At 56.9% G+C, this 16,205-nt stretch carries 16 protein-coding genes; 9 read left to right on the top strand and 7 right to left on the bottom strand.

What is annotated here, in order from left to right:
- The first annotated feature begins 112 nt into the window (after positions 1 to 112).
- The gene (locus QPL96_RS04565) at positions 113 to 1,180 is read left to right on the top strand and encodes a beta-N-acetylglucosaminidase domain-containing protein (RefSeq protein ID WP_303285866.1); all 1,068 of its coding nucleotides are present in this window, start codon (positions 113 to 115) and stop codon (positions 1,178 to 1,180) included.
- A 56-nt stretch (positions 1,181 to 1,236) separates the two neighbouring features.
- Entirely contained in the window at positions 1,237 to 1,374 is a 138-nt protein-coding gene (locus QPL96_RS04560) for a hypothetical protein (RefSeq protein ID WP_303285865.1), read from the top strand.
- Between the two features lie 14 nt (positions 1,375 to 1,388).
- Here the strand turns inward: QPL96_RS04560 and QPL96_RS04555 are convergent, their stop codons facing one another.
- Together QPL96_RS04555 and QPL96_RS04550 are read right to left on the bottom strand one after the other, a co-directional pair.
- Positions 1,389 to 2,393: a ChaN family lipoprotein gene (locus tag QPL96_RS04555; protein WP_303285863.1), complete on the bottom strand. Its 1,005-nt coding sequence runs from the start codon at positions 2,391 to 2,393 to the stop codon at positions 1,389 to 1,391.
- 25 nt (positions 2,394 to 2,418) lie between these two features.
- On the bottom strand, positions 2,419 to 2,598 hold the full coding sequence (locus QPL96_RS04550) for a CopG family transcriptional regulator (RefSeq protein WP_303285861.1): 180 nt from the start codon (positions 2,596 to 2,598) through the stop codon (positions 2,419 to 2,421).
- A gap of 112 nt (positions 2,599 to 2,710) precedes the next feature.
- Between QPL96_RS04550 and dauA the strand changes: the two genes are divergently transcribed.
- Positions 2,711 to 4,462 carry a C4-dicarboxylic acid transporter DauA gene (gene dauA, locus QPL96_RS04545; RefSeq protein WP_303285859.1) on the top strand — a complete coding sequence of 584 codons (1,752 nt, stop codon included), beginning with the start codon at positions 2,711 to 2,713 and terminating at the stop codon, positions 4,460 to 4,462.
- Positions 4,463 to 4,533: 71 nt separating this feature from the next.
- Positions 4,534 to 6,480, top strand: a complete 1,947-nt coding sequence (locus QPL96_RS04540) for an ion channel DMI1 (protein ID WP_303285857.1) — start codon at positions 4,534 to 4,536, stop codon at positions 6,478 to 6,480.
- Between the two features lie 7 nt (positions 6,481 to 6,487).
- Here QPL96_RS04540 and QPL96_RS04535 read toward each other — a convergent pair whose 3' ends face one another.
- Genes QPL96_RS04535 through QPL96_RS04525 form a run of 3 tightly spaced genes read right to left on the bottom strand, consistent with a single transcriptional unit; the run spans position 6,488 to position 8,731 of the window.
- Positions 6,488 to 6,877, bottom strand: coding sequence for a CBS domain-containing protein (locus tag QPL96_RS04535; RefSeq protein WP_303285856.1), 390 nt, complete (start codon positions 6,875 to 6,877; stop codon positions 6,488 to 6,490).
- On the bottom strand, positions 6,864 to 7,241 hold the full coding sequence (locus QPL96_RS04530) for a transcriptional regulator (protein WP_303285855.1): 378 nt from the start codon (positions 7,239 to 7,241) through the stop codon (positions 6,864 to 6,866). The genes QPL96_RS04535 and QPL96_RS04530 overlap by 14 nt, the downstream gene beginning before the upstream one ends.
- Complete coding sequence (locus QPL96_RS04525; RefSeq protein WP_303285854.1) at positions 7,238 to 8,731, bottom strand: DUF1538 domain-containing protein; 1,494 nt, start codon at positions 8,729 to 8,731, stop codon at positions 7,238 to 7,240. The genes QPL96_RS04530 and QPL96_RS04525 overlap by 4 nt, the downstream gene beginning before the upstream one ends.
- 280 nt (positions 8,732 to 9,011) lie before the next feature.
- On the opposite strand from QPL96_RS04525, the gene QPL96_RS04520 reads away from it, so the two are divergent.
- From QPL96_RS04520 to QPL96_RS04500, 5 genes are all read left to right on the top strand, one after another.
- Positions 9,012 to 10,604 (top strand): isocitrate lyase, encoded by a 1,593-nt coding sequence (locus tag QPL96_RS04520; protein ID WP_303285853.1) that lies wholly within the window; start codon positions 9,012 to 9,014, stop codon positions 10,602 to 10,604.
- 375 nt (positions 10,605 to 10,979) lie between these two features.
- Positions 10,980 to 11,942: a hypothetical protein gene (locus tag QPL96_RS04515; RefSeq protein ID WP_303285852.1), complete on the top strand. Its 963-nt coding sequence runs from the start codon at positions 10,980 to 10,982 to the stop codon at positions 11,940 to 11,942.
- 59 nt (positions 11,943 to 12,001) lie between these two features.
- Positions 12,002 to 12,352 carry a hypothetical protein gene (locus tag QPL96_RS04510; RefSeq protein WP_303285850.1) on the top strand — a complete coding sequence of 117 codons (351 nt, stop codon included), beginning with the start codon at positions 12,002 to 12,004 and terminating at the stop codon, positions 12,350 to 12,352.
- Between the two features lie 12 nt (positions 12,353 to 12,364).
- Positions 12,365 to 13,057, top strand: a complete 693-nt coding sequence (locus QPL96_RS04505) for a C39 family peptidase (protein ID WP_303285848.1) — start codon at positions 12,365 to 12,367, stop codon at positions 13,055 to 13,057.
- Entirely contained in the window at positions 13,057 to 13,554 is a 498-nt protein-coding gene (locus QPL96_RS04500; RefSeq protein WP_303285847.1) for a hypothetical protein, read from the top strand. Before QPL96_RS04505 ends, QPL96_RS04500 begins: the two co-directional genes overlap by 1 nt.
- Positions 13,555 to 13,575: 21 nt before the next feature.
- Here QPL96_RS04500 and QPL96_RS04495 read toward each other — a convergent pair whose 3' ends face one another.
- A complete protein-coding gene (locus QPL96_RS04495; RefSeq protein WP_303285846.1) occupies positions 13,576 to 14,649 on the bottom strand; it encodes a transporter in 1,074 nt (357 codons plus the stop codon).
- A 12-nt stretch (positions 14,650 to 14,661) separates the two neighbouring features.
- Positions 14,662 to 16,038: a sigma-54 dependent transcriptional regulator gene (locus tag QPL96_RS04490; protein ID WP_303285845.1), complete on the bottom strand. Its 1,377-nt coding sequence runs from the start codon at positions 16,036 to 16,038 to the stop codon at positions 14,662 to 14,664.
- Between the last annotated feature and the right edge of the window lie 167 nt (positions 16,039 to 16,205).

Below are 16,205 nucleotides of genomic sequence, written 5' to 3'. Positions count from 1 at the left end.
GGCAGAGAATGATCGTGTCAGTAGTTGGCAATATTGATCAGTCTAGTCAAAATTGCTATTTGGGGGCGACAGGATTCGAAGCCCCGGGAACCCGCTGGAGTGAAGTATAGCCATGACAACGACTCTGGGAGTTATTGAGGGATTCTACGGCCCCATGTGGACCTGGCAGGAGCGCCGGCAACTGGTCCACACCCTGTCACCCCATGGTTACGGGTTTTATCTGTATGCCCCGAAAGCCGATGCCTTCCTGCGTCGCAAATGGCGGCAGCCGCACCCGCCGGCCATGGCCTCGGAGCTGGCGGAGTTCTCGCGGTTCTGCGGGCACGAGGGTATGCGTTTCGGGGTGGGCCTGAGCCCGTTCGAAATATTCAACCGGTTTGATGGCGATGCCCGTGCGGCTCTTTCCGGAAAGCTGTCTTTGCTGGAACGAATCGGTATTGATGAGTTGGCCATCCTGTTTGACGACATGCGGGCGGATACACCGGATCTTGCCGTCACCCAGGTGGAGATCGTGCACTGGATTCGCGAGCACACAACCATCAAGCATCTGAGTGTCTGCCCCAGTTACTATTCCGACGATCCGGTACTGGACCGGGTGTTCGGGGAGCGCCCGGTGGATTACCTGGAAACCCTGGGCCGCAAGCTGGACCATTCAGTCAATATATTCTGGACCGGCGAGGAGGTCTGTTCCCGGGAAATTTCTCCCGGGCACCTGAAACGGGTCGGGGATCTGCTCGGGCGCAAGCCGGTGCTTTGGGACAATTACCCGGTCAATGATGGCGACCGGATGTCGCAACATCTACACCTGCGTGCCTTCACCGGAAGACCGGCAGCCAACGCGGCCCACCTGGCCGGCCATGGTATCAATCCGGCCCTGCAACCAACCCTGACTGCCATCCCGGCGATCACGCTCGCGGAGTCCTACCGTCTGGGGCCTTCTTACCAGTATGGTCAGGCGTTTCGCCATGTCGCCCGGGAAGTGCTTGGGAGGGAACTGGCGGCGCAGATCCACGCTGATTTGCTGGCACTGCAGGATGCCGGCCTGGGCCGGATCAGTGATGAAAAGCGACAGAGCCTCCAGCACACCTACGACGCTTTTGATCACCCTGCCGCCAATGAGATTCTGCGCTGGCTGGCGGGTGAGTATCGGGTGACCGATGAGATGGTGGCAACCCAGTAAGCCTGCCCGCTATTTCCACCGGTGTGTTCGGGTATCCGCCGGCCAATGCCGCCACCGTGGCGATGAAAGCGGTGGCCGGTACCCTGCCATCGCTCGGCTCCGTGCGTCTTGTCCGGTTTGTCCTGTTCGGTGATCAGGACCTGTCCGTGTTCCGGGAGGTGCCTGGCCGCGAGCCAGGACTTTCAGGCCAATAGCAGCGGTCGTTTCGTCAGTCGCAGGTTTTGCTGGCGGAGCGCTGGAAACGGGCCGTCATGGCTTCGCGTTCGCGCTCCGGGTCCTTGAATTCGTCGGGCAGTGGCCGGATAAAGTAGAGGAAATCCCCTTTTGACCGATTCTGTTCCAGGGGTGGCCTGTTGTTCGTTGGCGGCCAGAACACCGGGCTGATAACGGCAACGGAAAGCTCCGGGGCCCGCTGTTTCAGTAATGCCACGGTTCCCAGCCCGCCTTCACTATGGAAAGTGCCGGTCAGGTGCAGCACCTGATGTCCTGGAAATGTGGCCCTGGCCTCGAGAAGGCGTGCCGCCATGGTGTTATCCCGGAGCAACTGGGCTTTGTAGGTGTTCTCCATGCGTTCGTTTAGGGTGCTGCCGGCCTGGTGGCTCGCGCCAATGGCCGCGGCAAACTTCTCACGGTAAGCGGGGGTGTCCGTGAATGGATCGGAGGGCAGTGCCTGCCGGATACTCCCGGAAACCTGATCGAGATAGGAAGGCCCCTTGCGGCCGACACAGCGAACAACATCCGCAGGCGCATTCGCAGCGATGACCGGCAGATTCTGCTGGCGCGCAAATTCCACCACGGGTCGGTAGGAACCCCGGTAATTGTCCCAGGCGGCGGCATCCTCAATCATTTCTGTTTCCCCGGTTTCACCCCGCAGGTACCGGTCCAGTTCGGGCTGATGGTCCAGATTGAACTGCTCCATGGACAGGATCTGCCTGGGTTGCTGCCGATAGAGCGCGGTCTGAAGCCGGGATTGCAGCAAATGCGAGCCATGGTGCCCGTGATATTCGCCTAGGATCACGACATCCGTTTCAGCGAGGCGCCGGGCCAGTTGCTCCGGAGTGAGGGCGGCGCCGCTTTCCGGCTCAACGATCCGGGCGTCGTACTGGGTTTGCGGCATGGTCAGAGCTTTCGGGCTGCTGAAGCGGGACATGGCAGTGCATCCGTTGAGTACAAACAGGGTAGAGAGTAACAGGGCCGGCGCGAGAGGTTTCATGGCAATCAATAGGCTCCGGCGTTCATCAGGATCTGTCTTTGCGACCTTCGCGCCAGTCTGGTCCCAGCCTTTCCTCCACGTATTCCCGGATAAACTGACGGACTTTTTGGGAGGGCGTTACATCCTCCTGCTTGCAGAGTTCTTCAAAGGCGACCTTTTTTTCCGGGTCGATCAATAATGTCAGGCGCGCAGTGCGGTTTTCCATCGGGTGCTCATCTCTCTGTGAAATACCTGTCATATGTTAATTACATTAACATTGAATGTAGATTCAGTGAGCATATAATGTCACCCGTCGTGTTGCAATAAATGAGTCTTTCATGCCCCACCGCGCGCACCTGTTTTCCCTCCGGCTGGCCCACGCCCTTCGCGAATCCTGTCTGGACGAACGTTACAGCGGCTACCGGTTGCTGCGTGATCTTATGGCCGGTGTCACGGTGGGGGTCATTGCCATCCCACTGGCCATGGCTCTGGCCATCGCCAGTGGCGTTGCGCCCCAGTATGGGCTTTACACGGCCATCATTGCCGGCTTTGTGATTGCACTGACCGGAGGTAGTCGTTTCAGTATTTCCGGCCCCACCGCTGCCTTTGTGGTTATTTTATACCCGATTGCCCAGACCTATGGGCTGGGTGGCTTGCTGTTGGCAACCCTGATGTCGGGGGTGTTGCTGATCACTATGGCCCTGATGCGGCTAGGTCGGTTTATTGAATACATTCCCGAATCGGTAACCCTGGGGTTTACTGGTGGCATTGCGGTAGTGATCGCCACGCTTCAGATCCGGGACTTTTTTGGCCTGCCGGTTGGCGATATGCCTGAATACTACTGGGATAAGCTGTCGGTGCTGGCCGGTGCGCTGCCGGAACTGGATGGGATGAGTACCCTGGTGGCCGGCGTAACCCTTGCGGTGATGCTGCTCTGGCCGAGACTGAAAACCCCTGTGCCGCCGCATCTCCCGGCTGTTATTGTCGGTAGCTTGCTTGCCCTGTGGTTCAATGCCAACGGCGCACCTATCGAAACCATCGGCTCAAGGTTCAGCTACCTGTTGCCGGATGGCAGTATGGGGGCGGGCATTCCGCCCTTTTTGCCCGAGTTTGCCTGGCCGTGGCGGCAAATGGGGGCCTCCGGGGAACCCATCGGACTGTCCTGGACCCTGGTCCGGGAACTACTGCCGGCGGCCTTCGCCATCGCCATGCTCGGTGCCATCGAATCCCTGCTGTGTGCGGTGGTGCTCGATGGCATGACCGGTAAGCGCCACAGTGCCAACAGTGAGTTGATGGGGCAGGGCATTGGCAACATCATCACGCCTTTTTTCGGTGGTATCACCGCCACCGCTGCCATTGCGCGCTCCGCCGCCAATTACCGGGCGGGTGCGGAATCACCGGTTTCCGCCATGGTTCATGCGCTAGTCGTGCTGCTGGCGCTGGTATCGCTTGCCGGTCTTCTGGCTTATCTGCCCATGCCGGCCATGGCAGCGCTGCTGGTGATGGTGGCCTGGAACATGAGTGAGGCGCCCAAATCCGTGCATCTTCTGAAAACAGCGCCGCGCAGCGACATCCTTGTTTTCCTGACCTGCTTCTTTCTCACCGTTGTGCTCGATATGGTCATTGCGATTACCGCCGGAGTTTTACTGGCGGCGGTTCTCTTCATGCGTGAAATGGCCCAGATGACCAAGGTGACGGACATCACGCTGAACAGACGGATTGCTGACCCTGGCTTGCCTGATGGCTGGCAGGTGTTCAAAATCAACGGGCCACTGTTCTTTGCTGCTGCCGACAGGATTTTTGGAGAACTGGCGGAACTGTCCCGGGAAGCCCGCGGGTTTATCCTGTATATGGACGGCGTCACTATTCTTGATGCCGGGGGCCTGTCTGCCCTGAACAAGCTGATTGACACTTGCGAACAGGACGGCACGCGGATTGTCATTGCCGATCTTCAGTTTCAGCCGTTGAGAACCCTGGCTCGCGCGGGTGTGACGCCGGTGTCCGGCGTCAGCTGCTATACTTCCTCCCTGGAAGAAGCGTTGCGTCTGATCAGTAATCCCGCTTCTGAATCTGATCAGCCCTCCGGATAAGACGTTGATTCTTAAAGTTCCCGGATAGTTTACCCTTAGGCATTGAAAATGCTCTGGACAAGAGGAATGCCATGCTGCCTTTCCGGCTGATCGACCGTCTGAAATTCCTTGTGGAACGCCAACTGGTGAAAGGAGCCGGATTCCAGCTTCTGGTGGTCGGTGTTTTTATTGGCCTGATCTCGCTTGTCGGCGGCCTGCTGGTGGTGCCTCAGGGCGGGGAATATGCGGACCCGGGCTCGGCCATCTGGTGGGCGTTCCTGAGGCTGACCGATCCCGGTTACCTGGGTGACGATGTGGGTACCTGGCAGCGGTTTGTCTCAACCCTGCTGACCATCAGTGGCTATGTGGTGTTCATGGGTACGCTGGTGGCCATCCTGACCCGATGGTTGATTGCCAAAATGGCAGACCTTGAGCGGGGGCTCACTCCGGTGACCCTTAAGAACCATGTGGTGGTGCTGGGCTGGACCAGCCAGACTCTGCCGCTACTCTCGGAATTGCTGGGCTCCAGCGGCCGGATGCGACGGTTCCTGGAAAAGCACGATGCTCAGAAGCTGAACCTGGTGGTGTTGTCGGAGGACGCCTCGGCGGCCCAGGTTCATGAACTGCGGAGTGAGCCCGGTATCGGGCGCAGGGCACGCCAGATCATCCTGCGCTCCGGATCGGCGATCCAGCCAGATGCCTTGCACAGGGTGGCCTGCCTGGACGCGGCAGCAGTTATTGTGCCTAGTGCAGTCCATGAAGCCGGCAGCCTGGTGACTTCGGATGTGGAAACTGTCAAGGCGCTGCTTTCCATTTCCGCTCAGGCACGGCAGCTGCACTTGCCTCTACCGTTTGTGGTGGCTGAGATCCAGGACGTCCGCAAGCTTCCAGTGGTTGAGCGGGCCTATCCAGGAGCAGTGGAAGTTGTGGCCGGCGATGCCACCATCAGCCGGTTGATGGTTCAGAACATCCTGCATCCGGGGTTGTCAGAGGTTTACAACGAGTTGCTCACCGCCGGCGATGGGAATGAAATCTACCTCCGGGGTGGGGAATCATTGGCAGGAATGACACTTGGCGAGTTGGCCGCGGCCCGGCCTGAGGTCATCGTGCTGGGCTTGTTGAAGCACCGGGGCTCGGGTTGGGATGTGTGCCTGCTGGCGCCTTCGGACTCGCGGATCAATGCAGAAGACCGGGTGGTGATCATGGCCCGGGACTACTCCGAGACCGAACCGGATCCAAAAAAGGCAACCTTGCCGGAGCTTGTGAGAGGTCCGGCGGTGAGGGTAGACCGGCCTGCCGACCAGATAAACCACCGTGTTCTGGTGTTGGGCTGGAACCGGCGAGTACCGAGCCTGGTGGCTGAGTTCATCAGTTACGGGCACCGTCATTTTGAAATTAATCTGGTTTCCGTGGTGCCAAAAACCGAACGGGAGCAGGCCATTGCCCAGTATGTTGATAACGCTGAACGGGTGGCTTGTCGCCATATCGAGGGCGATTACATGGTGGAGGGCGAACTGCGCCGGATCGGGCCGGCGAGTTACGATACCGTTATCCTGCTGAGCAGCGACCGACTGGCGTCAGGAGAAGAAGCCGATGCCCGGGCCATGGTTGGCTACCTTCAACTGGAGGACATTCTGGCCGAATCCACAAAGCGCCCCCAGCTGATTATGGAGCTGAGCGATCCGGACAACCGGCACCTGTTGTACGGGCACCAGAGTGAAATGCTGATCAGCCCCATGATTCTGAGTCACGTCCTTGCCCAGGTGGCCTTGAGGCGCGAGCTCCGGGTGGTGCTGGATGAACTGTTCACCGTCGGCGGGGCCGAGATCCACTTCCGGGATCCCGCGGATTACCCGTTGCCCGCCAGCGCTACGTTCCAGGTTCTGGAAAAGACCGTGGCGGCAGAAGGTGAGCTGGCCCTGGGCGTCTTTCGGCAGAAGGCCAATGAACGTGGACGCCACTTGCAACTGAATCCGCCCCGCAAGGACTATCTGGAGTTACAGCCCGGTGACCGGCTGGTGGTGCTGTGCCTGACCTGAGTGCTTCTCAGTCGATGCTTTCGAGCAGGGCGGCCATAATGTCATCCATGACCACAAAACCTTTGAGGTCGTTGTCCGCCAGTACCAGAAGGCGCTTGACGCGGTATTTGCTCATCAGACTTGCCGCATGCCGGACGTTCAGGCTCTCACCCACGCTGATCACGGGCCTGGCGCAGGCGTCGTAAACGTTCAGAAGGTCGATATCGCCGTCTTCGGCGACCACGGTTTTGAGTACGTTGGTATAGGTGATCAATCCCCAGGCATCGTGTTCGCCCTGTTTCTCCACCACCAGTGATTTCACCGAATGCTGCTTCATCATCAACAGCGCCTCACGGATGGTGGCAAACGGAGTAATGGTGATAATGTCCCGAACCATCACGTCTTTAACCAGTTTCATTGTTGTTCTCCGGATACAGTGAACATTTCAGGTGTTGTTCGAATTTCTCGACCTGTGACATATCGATCCCTCCGAGGTGTTCCAGGGGCAGGGTAAACACAAGCCCCTGTGAATCGTTGTGGTCGGGCATGAGAATTTTCTGGAGGGCTTTCAGAATATCAAGTGAAAGGCTCTTCTCCAGTACCATCAGCAAAACGCTCTGGCTGCCGTCGTAGGTCAGCCCGAAGAACGTTTTCCTGGCGGTGTTACTGATGCCCCGGCCCGAAAGCACCGTTATGCCCCCGGCGCCCAGCTCTCTCGACGCATCAACACAATCCTGTTCCTGATCCTCGGGAACAATGGCAACCAGTACGGAAAATTTCATGGCTCTGTTTTCCTCTGCTTTGCAAGCATTTCAACAATGATGGCATAGCTCATCACCGTAACAATTGGAAAGATGGACGCGAAGGCAATCAGGCCAAACCCGTCGATCAGTACGTTGCGGCCCTCTATGCTGCTCGCCAGGCCGATGCCCAGTGCGGTCACCAGGGGCACCGTTACCTCAGAGGTGGTGACGCCACCGAGATCATAGGCCAATGGGATGATGTACCTCGGTGCCAGCGTGGTCAGAAAGATGACCAGAATATAGCCGCCGATGATGTATTGGTGAATCGAGTCGCCACTGATAATCCGGTGTACCCCGACGGTTATGCCCACAGCCACCCCGACCGCCACGATGATCCTGATGGCGTTGCCATTGATGGTTCCGGCTGCCGCCTGTTCTGCCTGGTGTCCGATAGCGATCAGGGCAGGTTCTGCCATTGTCGTGGCAAAACCGATCATGAACGCAAAGAGGTAAACGAACATGAAACCCTCCATGCTCATCAACTGCTCGGCCATGCTGGTGCCAATCGGAAAAAGGCCAAGCTTCAGGCCGACAACAAAGGCATAGAGCCCCAGGACAACCAGTGCAAATCCGGACAGAATCCTGCGCGGATTGGTTAGCCCCCGGCGTAAGACCAGGTATTGGAAGAACAGAATGGTGATAATGATCGGGAGTACATCCCGGATCATTTCAGCCAGATCCAGCAACATCATGAGCAGAACCGGGGTGTCCTCCACATGTGCATTGTCAACCAGGGCCGGCAAAACGGATGGATCCGCGGTTTCCCCGGAATACACAACGATTCCATACAACTGAACGGTGATCATGGGGACCATGACAGCGAGGGCAACCAGTCCGAACCCGTCCATTAGCGGATTTCGGCCCCGGATGGAGGTGGCAAGGCCAATGCCCAGGGCTGCAATGAGGGGAACGGTAACGATGTTGGTGGTCACGCCGCCGGAATCGTAGGCAAGGCCGACAATCTCCGGAGGCGCAAACCAGGTGATGATGACAACTGTGATATAGCCAGTGATCATGAACCAGTGCAGCGGATAACCAAAGATGGTTCTGAACACACCGACGGCAACCACCAGTCCGACGGAGACGGCGACCAGGATTCTCAGGGTCAGGGCCTTGATCTTGCCCGCGCTGATTTCCTCGGCCTGCTGGGCCACGGCAATCAGCGCGGGCTCTGCCACCACAGCCGAGAAACCCATCGCGAAACCGAACGACAGCAGAACGGGCACCGAGCCCTTGCGGGCGAACTGATTGGAGAGACTCTTGCCGACCGGGAAAATGCTTAATTCAAGCCCCTGGAGGAACAGGGCAACCCCCACCGCCACGATCAGCAATCCCACCGTCATCCCGAGTATATTCTCCGGCATCTGCCGGAGAATCGCGAGCTGGAAGAAGAGAACGACGGCAATGATCGGGCACAGGTTCCTCAGAGCATGCACAAGGGAATGACTGAAAGCTCGCAGATAGAACACGGTTTGCGCCTGGTGGGTTTTGGCCGGGAGGCTCTCGTTGGTATTGGTAACAATAGTCTCGATTCTGGTGTTGATTCAACTCAAAGCCGGGGGTCTTTTTAGTATTCGCCAAAAAAATGCCGAAAATAGATCATATAAATTTCAATTATAAATTTGAAACCACTAAAGTAACCATCAACGTCAGCGCTTCGCTCAAAAAGTGAGCAGGTTGTTGGCTTCGAACGTTGCAGTACGCTTCTCCGCATCGACTTAGAAAACCAACGTAGAAAGGATTGAGATCATGCCCTACGCACAAGACGTTGACCAGATTGCTTCCCTGTTGAAGCAGCACCCGACCTGGAACGCCATCAACCCGAAGCACGCCGCTCGCATGCGCGCCCAGAACAGGTTCAAGACTGGCCTGGACATCGCCAGGTACACCGCCAGGATCATGCGCGAAGACATGGCAAATTACGACAAGGACACCTCCCAGTACACCCAGTCACTGGGCTGCTGGCACGGCTTCATCGGCCAGCAGAAGATGCTGTCCATCAAGAAGCACTTCGGTACCACCAAACGTCGTTACCTGTACCTGTCTGGCTGGATGGTTGCCGCCCTGCGTTCCGAGTTTGGTCCGCTGCCTGACCAGTCCATGCATGAGAAGACCGCCGTATCCGGCCTGATTGAAGAGCTGTACACCTTCCTGCGTCAGGCTGATGCCTGGGAACTGAACCACCTGTTCCGTGCCCTGGAAGACGCCGAGAAAGCAGGCGACAACGCCAAGGCCGACGAGCTGATCAAGCAGATCGACAACCACGAAACGCACGTTGTGCCGATCATTGCCGACATCGACGCCGGTTTCGGTAACGCCGAAGCGACCTACCTGCTGGCCAAGCAGATGATCGAAGCCGGTGCCTGCTGCATCCAGATCGAGAACCAGGTTTCCGATGAAAAGCAGTGTGGCCACCAGGACGGCAAGGTCACCGTGCCGCATGCAGACTTCCTGTCCAAGATCAACGCCGTGCGTCTGGCGTTCCTTGAGCTGGGCGTGGACGACGGTGTCATCGTTGCCCGTACCGACTCCCTGGGCGCGGGCCTGACCCAGAAAATCGCCGTGACCAACGAGCCGGGCGACCTGGGTGACCAGTACAACAGCTTCATCGACGGCGACGTGATCGAGAAGGCCGAAGACATCAACAACGGCGACGTTGTGATCAAGCAGAACGGCCAGCTGGTTCGGCCGAAGCGTCTGCCTTCCGGCCTGTTTCAGTTCAAGCCGGGTACCGGCGAAGACCGTGTTGTGCTGGACTGCATCACCAGCCTGCAGAACGGTGCTGACCTGCTGTGGATCGAAACCGAGAAGCCGCACGTTGGCCAGATCGCGGCCATGGTTAACCGCATCAAGGAAGTGGTGCCCGACGCCAAGCTGGTGTACAACAACAGCCCGTCCTTCAACTGGACCCTGAACTTCCGTCAGCAGGTATTCGACGCCTGGAAGGAAGAAGGCAAGGACGTTTCTGCTTACGACCGTCCGAAGCTGATGAGCGAAGAGTACGACAACACCGAGCTGGGTCAGCTGGCTGACGAATGGTGCCGTAACTTCCAGCGTGACGGTTCACGTGAAGCGGGTATTTTCCATCACCTGATCACTCTGCCGACTTACCACACCGCGGCCCTGTCTACCGACAACCTGGCCAAGGGTTACTTCGGTGACGAAGGCATGCTGGCCTACGTTGCCGGTGTTCAGCGCAAGGAAATCCGTCAGGGCATCGCCACCGTCAAGCACCAGGATATGGCCGGTTCCAATATCGGTGACGACCACAAGGAATTCTTCGCCGGTGAAGCGGCCCTGAAAGCCGGTGGTAAAGACAACACCATGAACCAGTTCGGTTAATCAAAGGTTCAGGTGTTGCTGAAGCGGGCTTGAATGTTCGCTTCAAACCCAAAACCCCGCCCGTTGCGGGGTTTTGTTTTTTTGACACTGTCGTTTCGGTGTATGTGTCTGAAATAACGGCATAAACCTCCGTTTCGATGTATTTTACGGACCGTGCCTGTTTCACCCCTGAAACAGTTCTTCACCCTCGCCAAGCCCCGTCCGTTTACGCAATAAACATAAAAAGCCTTTAGAAATATTGGTTTAGGTATTGTTGTTTAATTCTGGCACGAGAATCGCTCCAGTTTGTCTGTGGGTCTGGACCTTGGCTTACCCGACGGCTAGCGGGTTGGGTCGGATCCCTTAAAAGCCAATAATCGAAAAGGAAGCGACATCATGAATACCAAAAAAAGTTTGCTAGCAGCTGCCATCGCAATGAGTCTGGGTATTTCCGGTTTTGCCTATGCGGACCTGGGGGGTGACGGGGATCCGAATACCAACGCGGATAATACCTCCACGGCCAACAATGACCAATCCGGCAATACCGACTCCGGTAATGACAACTCCACCAACACCGACAATTCGGACAACTCGGACAACTCGGACAACTCGGACAACTCGGACAACTCGGACAACAGCACCAACGTGGCCGACTCGTTCAAGATTGCCGATAGTGGAAACGACATGTCTGACAATTCAGACAGCTCCGACAATTCGGATAACTCCGACAATTCCGACAGTTCGGATAACAGTACCAATGTGAACGATGCGTTCAAGATCGCGGACAGTGGCAATACAGATAATTCGGACGCCTCCGATAACTCCGATAACTCCGATAACTCGGACAATTCGGATAACTCGGACAATTCGGATAACTCGGATAGCTCCGACAACAGCACCAGCGTGAACGATTCGTTCAAGATCGCTGATAGTGGCAACGATAATTCGGATAACTCCGATAACTCCGATAACTCCGATAACTCGGATAACTCTACCAACGTTGCCGATAGTGGAAATGACAGCTCCGACAACTCAACCAACATTGCCGATAGCGGGAATACCACCGTGTCTGACAGTGGCAATGACAGTTCCGATAACTCCCTGGCCCTTGATCTGGATGTGTTCCTGAACAACGCCGAGCTGAACGGTACTGTATCAGGCACCGCAACCACATACGGTAGTGCCAACGCTGACGGCTCCTACACCATAGTTCGCAACAGCAACGAAATCTCTGGCGGTTCGGCGAACTACACCGGTGTCGGGGCATTTGCCCAGAACGCAGGTAATGGCAGCGTTACACAGGCTAATGTCAGTGTAATGTCCAATCTGTCCACCGGTGGCGGTGGCGGCACCCAATAAGGAATCCAGGTCGCGCCTGCCTGTAGCGGGTGCGGCCCGGTAATTCCGGGAGAACTGTCATGGGGCGCGTGATCAGATGGAAACTGAAGTCTGCCTTGCTGGCGTTAATGTTCGGGGCAACGGGATTTGTATCCGCCGAGGAGTGGATGGGGGTCACGCCGTTGTCGGCTGATCAGTTGGCGGATGCAAGTGGTCGCCAGGGCGTTTCGATGCAATTGCAGGTTAACAATAACCAGCAGAATGCGAATGTCTCCGACAACCTGCTGTCCGGAAATGTTTTCACCGGAAATAACAGTATTTCCGACAACGCGTTCGGTAACATGAGCGGGGTTGCCACGGTTATCCAGAACACCGGTAACCAGGTGGTCATTCAGGACAGTACCCAAATCAATATACTGATTAATCGCTGACGGAGGTGGGCCATGGCCAAAAAGGTTCTTGTTGCGATCTGCGCGAGTGCCGGGCTGCTATGGTCCACTGCCTTCGCCGGCGCGGTCACGGTGCCGGGTATTGGTGGTGATTTCTGGCTAAAGGTAGAGAGTTTCGAGAACCGCCGGTTTGGCAGCGTCATACGCCAGCAATACGACTTCAGTTGCGGCTCCGCGGCTGTTGCTTCGTTGTTGTCCTTTCACTACGAAGACCAGGTCACAGAGCACGATGTCTTCATCGAAATGCTTGCGTTGGCAGATGAAAAAAAAGTGCGCCAGGATGGCTTCTCTATGCTCGATATGAAGCTCTATCTGGAGTCCAGGGGGTACCAGGCCGATGGCTTCCGCATGCCGTTGGCCGGCCTCAGGGAGAAGGTGCGCCTACCCACGATTGTGTTGTTGAACATCGATGGCTTCCGGCATTTTGTTCTGATCAAGGGGATCAGTGATGATGAGGTTCTGGTGGGGGATCCGGCCCGGGGGCTGAAGGTTTATTCCTACGCACAATTCAGCGAGTACTGGAATGGCACCGCCTTTGTTATCCGCAGCCATCTTAAGCAAGGGCGAGAGGGCTTTCTCGGCGATGGACATTGGCCTCAAGTAGCAAGGGCACCGACACAGAACGGTCTGGAAGGTCCTTCTCTAGGGCACACACTGCCCTACTGGCCATCCTCAAGGGAGTGGTGATGATCATGATGGTCCGGATGCCGGCTATAGCGTTATTGGTTCTTTCATTTGCAACCCTGTCGCCGTCTGTCCGGGCGGAACTGACGCTTGGCGTTGAGCCCCTGAGCGATCTGGAGCTGGCTGAATACCGGGGCGGCTTCCTGATGGACAGCCTGGAAATCAGCATTGGTCTGGAGCAGATTGTCGGAATAAACGGTGATACCCTGGTGATCAATCGGTTAACCATTCCCAATCTGAACCAGAACGTCAACGGCGGTTTGGTGGACAGTCAAATGGATACAGTGCTCGAGGTTGTCAGTGCGAACCGTATTGGCGGTGCTCGAGTATCCAGTAATATGGCGGGGCCCAACGGCTGGATGACCATCGTTCAGAACAGCCTTGATAGTACTGTGATACAGAATATGCATCAACTGAACATCGAGCTGAAGAATGTCGGTGCCGGGAATCAGTTCCCGGCACGGCTCAGTGATCAGTTGGTGCAGTTGCTTGGCCGCTGACCGGCTATTCAGCTTGTCCGCCTAGAGACTGATAGGAAGCTTCAGAGTAATTTCGCTGTTGGGCGCATTTTCCGTAACTCCTATACTCACCGTCAGGCTCAGGCTTGTGGCGCGCGTCAGACGCTGGGATAAGCCGAACGACAGTGACCCGATCTGTATACGGTCGAAGTTGGCTGCAAACAGATTGTTATTCCTCTCGAACGTTGTTTTCCGGATGACCGAGTGGTCATAGCCCAGGCTGAAGGACGTGCGCTCGTTAAAGGCAAACCCCATTCCGAAGCCGAAACGCACTATGTCGCCGGGGTCGACTGTGCCTCCATTTTCGAAGCCCTGCTCTTCTTTTAGGGTCCAGACGTAACTCAGGTTTCCAAATAGCACGGCCGGGTCCGACGGGTAGATGAATGAGAGACCTGGTTCGAAGGCCCAGAAACCGGTGCCGGTCGGCCGATCCTCCAGTTCAATACCAATCGGGTTGCCCTGGTTATCCAGGATGACTCTTTGATCAACGTCGTAGGGGCCTTCTCCGGTTGGCGCTTTCACTCGCATTGCGCCAATAACGTAGGGCCAGCCGTCCAGGCCATCGGTTAGCTGGTAACGAACCGAGAGTTCAACATCACCCAGACCTTCGCCTGAGGACTCGCGCAGAGTATCCACTGGTGTGCCCTGGAAAACCTCCCGCTCCCTCAGGTCCTCGTTGATGCTGAGATAGGGGATACGGATCGCCGCTTCGAGCTTGCTGGTGAAGCCGTACTTGAGTGACGTCGCGCCGACGAAAATATCACGCTGGATTTCCGAAATATTGATCAGCCCGATGAGCAGGGCAGGTATCACCGTATAACCTTCCACCGCGACCGCTGTTGAGTTGCTGTACGCATGGGAGAAGGAGGGCTCGATCGTGAAGCGGCCCGGGCGGGTGACAATGCCCCGGTCAGCAGTTATTGATGCAATGTCGGTAGCCGAGTTGTCGTTTGGCTCTGTGTGGCCAGACATGCCAGTGGATGCCGGCGTGCTATCCCTGTCGGCTTGTGCGGCCGAGGCAAGCAAGGGAGCTGCCAGGGTAAGTACCGGGATGATCCAGCGAGTTTTCTTATTCATGGGGAATCTCCTCTAGTTATTCTTTGGTGGCCGGGTGTGAGTACCGTGGGGGAACTGGTGTTTGTCCATCAGCCGGTATAACGAAACCCTTGAAATGTTCAGCAGTCTTGCGGCTGCCGATACATTGTTGTGTGCAAGTGCGAGACTTACCGAGATTGCCTGGCGATCCGCCCGGGACCGGAAAGCGTCGAGGGACAGTTCCTGGCTCCGATGTTGGTTTTCTGAGGGAAGAACGGCAAAGCCCATATCCTCCGCTTCGATTCGGGGGCGGTCACCGAGCAACAGGGCCTGACGCAACCGGTTTTGCAGTTCCCTGAGATTGCCTGGCCAGGGGTGTTCGGCAAGGCAGATAATGGCGGTGTCACTGAGGTGCCGAGGACCCTCTGCCGAGGGTGTGGCCGAGAGTATCCGGTTGGCCAGCATGGGGATGTCTTCCTTCCGCTCCCGCAGCGGTGGCATAAGCACGTGCAGGCTTCCAAGCCGGTAAAACACGTCACTTCGGAAAACACCGGTTTTCACCAGTTGTTCGAGCGGTTTTGTACTGGTGGTGATGAGCCGGGTATCGACGCTGATGGGGTGACTGGAACCCAGGCGCTCTATCTGGCCTTCCTGAAGGAAACGCAAAATCGCCGATTGCTGTTCGGGGCAGAGTTCATCCACACCAACAAGCAGCAGAGTGCCGCCATTGGCCGCTTCAATTCTGCCTTTCTGAGCACTCATGGCATGGGTGAACGCGCCCTTTTCGTGGCCGAAGAGTTCGTTCTGGGTGAGAGCGCGAGGTAAAGCGGCGCAGTTCACGACAACCAGTGGCCTGTTTCTGCGCGGCGAGTGGTCATGAATAAAGCTGGCAGCCGCTTCCTTGCCGGTTCCGTTCTCGCCATAGATAAGTACGGGTTCTTCGGTGCGGGCAAATTTCTGCAACAACACCCTGACCTTCTGGATCGCCGGAGACTCACCCTCGAGGGCATATTCGTGATAGCTACCGGATTTCGCCTGTGAGGCCTTTTCCTGTAGTTCCGACATGCCCCACAGATGGCCGAGGATGGCATTGAGCCGGTCTGACTGAAGTGGCAGTGTGTGGTAGTCCTTGCAATAGCGATTTATCAGCGCACAGATATCGGGGTTGTGGATCTGGTGAGCCTCCAGCGCGGCGACCCAGTGCCGGACCGGGAGGGCGTCCAGCCATTCGGGCAGGCGAGCCAGTTGATCCTCCGTCAGTGAACCAAGGTCAAACACGCCGACCCTGGTGCCCGAGTCAGGTGTTGTGCCCGTGAACGACGCGCCTGCCAGGGGGACGTGAATCAGCCGCCAGTCCCTGAACAAGGACTCGCTGGCTGAAAAAACCGGATACACCGCTGACAACCAAACGAGCGGTCGTTTTTCCTGCATGGCGATTCTCCTGAGAACTTGCCGGGAAAACGAACTGCATAACGTTCAGTAAATGCTGGTAATACCGGAACTGCTCGATCCGGTCACTGTCCTGTGACCGCATACGGCTTGGGGGAAACAGGCGAAACTCCTGCTGGCGGACATTCAGGTTGTATGCCAGTTTAAAC

It is taken from the genome of Marinobacter sp. SS8-8 (assembly GCF_030540945.1).
Lineage (GTDB): Bacteria > Pseudomonadota > Gammaproteobacteria > Pseudomonadales > Oleiphilaceae > Marinobacter.
This window is presented reverse-complemented; position numbering and strand designations above follow the sequence as displayed.

Excerpts from the sequence above, each read along its gene's own strand:
- QPL96_RS04530 (WP_303285855.1), bottom strand. The coding sequence starts at position 7,241 with ATGAAATTTTCCGTACTGGTTGCCATTGTTCCCGAGGATCAGGAACAG.
- QPL96_RS04490 (WP_303285845.1), bottom strand. The coding sequence starts at position 16,038 with ATGCAGGAAAAACGACCGCTCGTTTGGTTGTCAGCGGTGTATCCGGTT.
- QPL96_RS04565 (WP_303285866.1), top strand. The coding sequence starts at position 113 with ATGACAACGACTCTGGGAGTTATTGAGGGATTCTACGGCCCCATGTGG.
- dauA (WP_303285859.1), top strand. The coding sequence starts at position 2,711 with ATGCCCCACCGCGCGCACCTGTTTTCCCTCCGGCTGGCCCACGCCCTT.
- QPL96_RS04500 (WP_303285847.1), top strand. The coding sequence starts at position 13,057 with ATGATCATGATGGTCCGGATGCCGGCTATAGCGTTATTGGTTCTTTCA.
- QPL96_RS04520 (WP_303285853.1), top strand. The coding sequence starts at position 9,012 with ATGCCCTACGCACAAGACGTTGACCAGATTGCTTCCCTGTTGAAGCAG.
- QPL96_RS04550 (WP_303285861.1), bottom strand. The coding sequence starts at position 2,598 with ATGGAAAACCGCACTGCGCGCCTGACATTATTGATCGACCCGGAAAAA.
- QPL96_RS04510 (WP_303285850.1), top strand. The coding sequence starts at position 12,002 with ATGGGGCGCGTGATCAGATGGAAACTGAAGTCTGCCTTGCTGGCGTTA.
- QPL96_RS04555 (WP_303285863.1), bottom strand. The coding sequence starts at position 2,393 with ATGAAACCTCTCGCGCCGGCCCTGTTACTCTCTACCCTGTTTGTACTC.
- QPL96_RS04540 (WP_303285857.1), top strand. The coding sequence starts at position 4,534 with ATGCTGCCTTTCCGGCTGATCGACCGTCTGAAATTCCTTGTGGAACGC.
- QPL96_RS04515 (WP_303285852.1), top strand. The coding sequence starts at position 10,980 with ATGAATACCAAAAAAAGTTTGCTAGCAGCTGCCATCGCAATGAGTCTG.
- QPL96_RS04535 (WP_303285856.1), bottom strand. The coding sequence starts at position 6,877 with ATGAAACTGGTTAAAGACGTGATGGTTCGGGACATTATCACCATTACT.
- QPL96_RS04505 (WP_303285848.1), top strand. The coding sequence starts at position 12,365 with ATGGCCAAAAAGGTTCTTGTTGCGATCTGCGCGAGTGCCGGGCTGCTA.
- QPL96_RS04495 (WP_303285846.1), bottom strand. The coding sequence starts at position 14,649 with ATGAATAAGAAAACTCGCTGGATCATCCCGGTACTTACCCTGGCAGCT.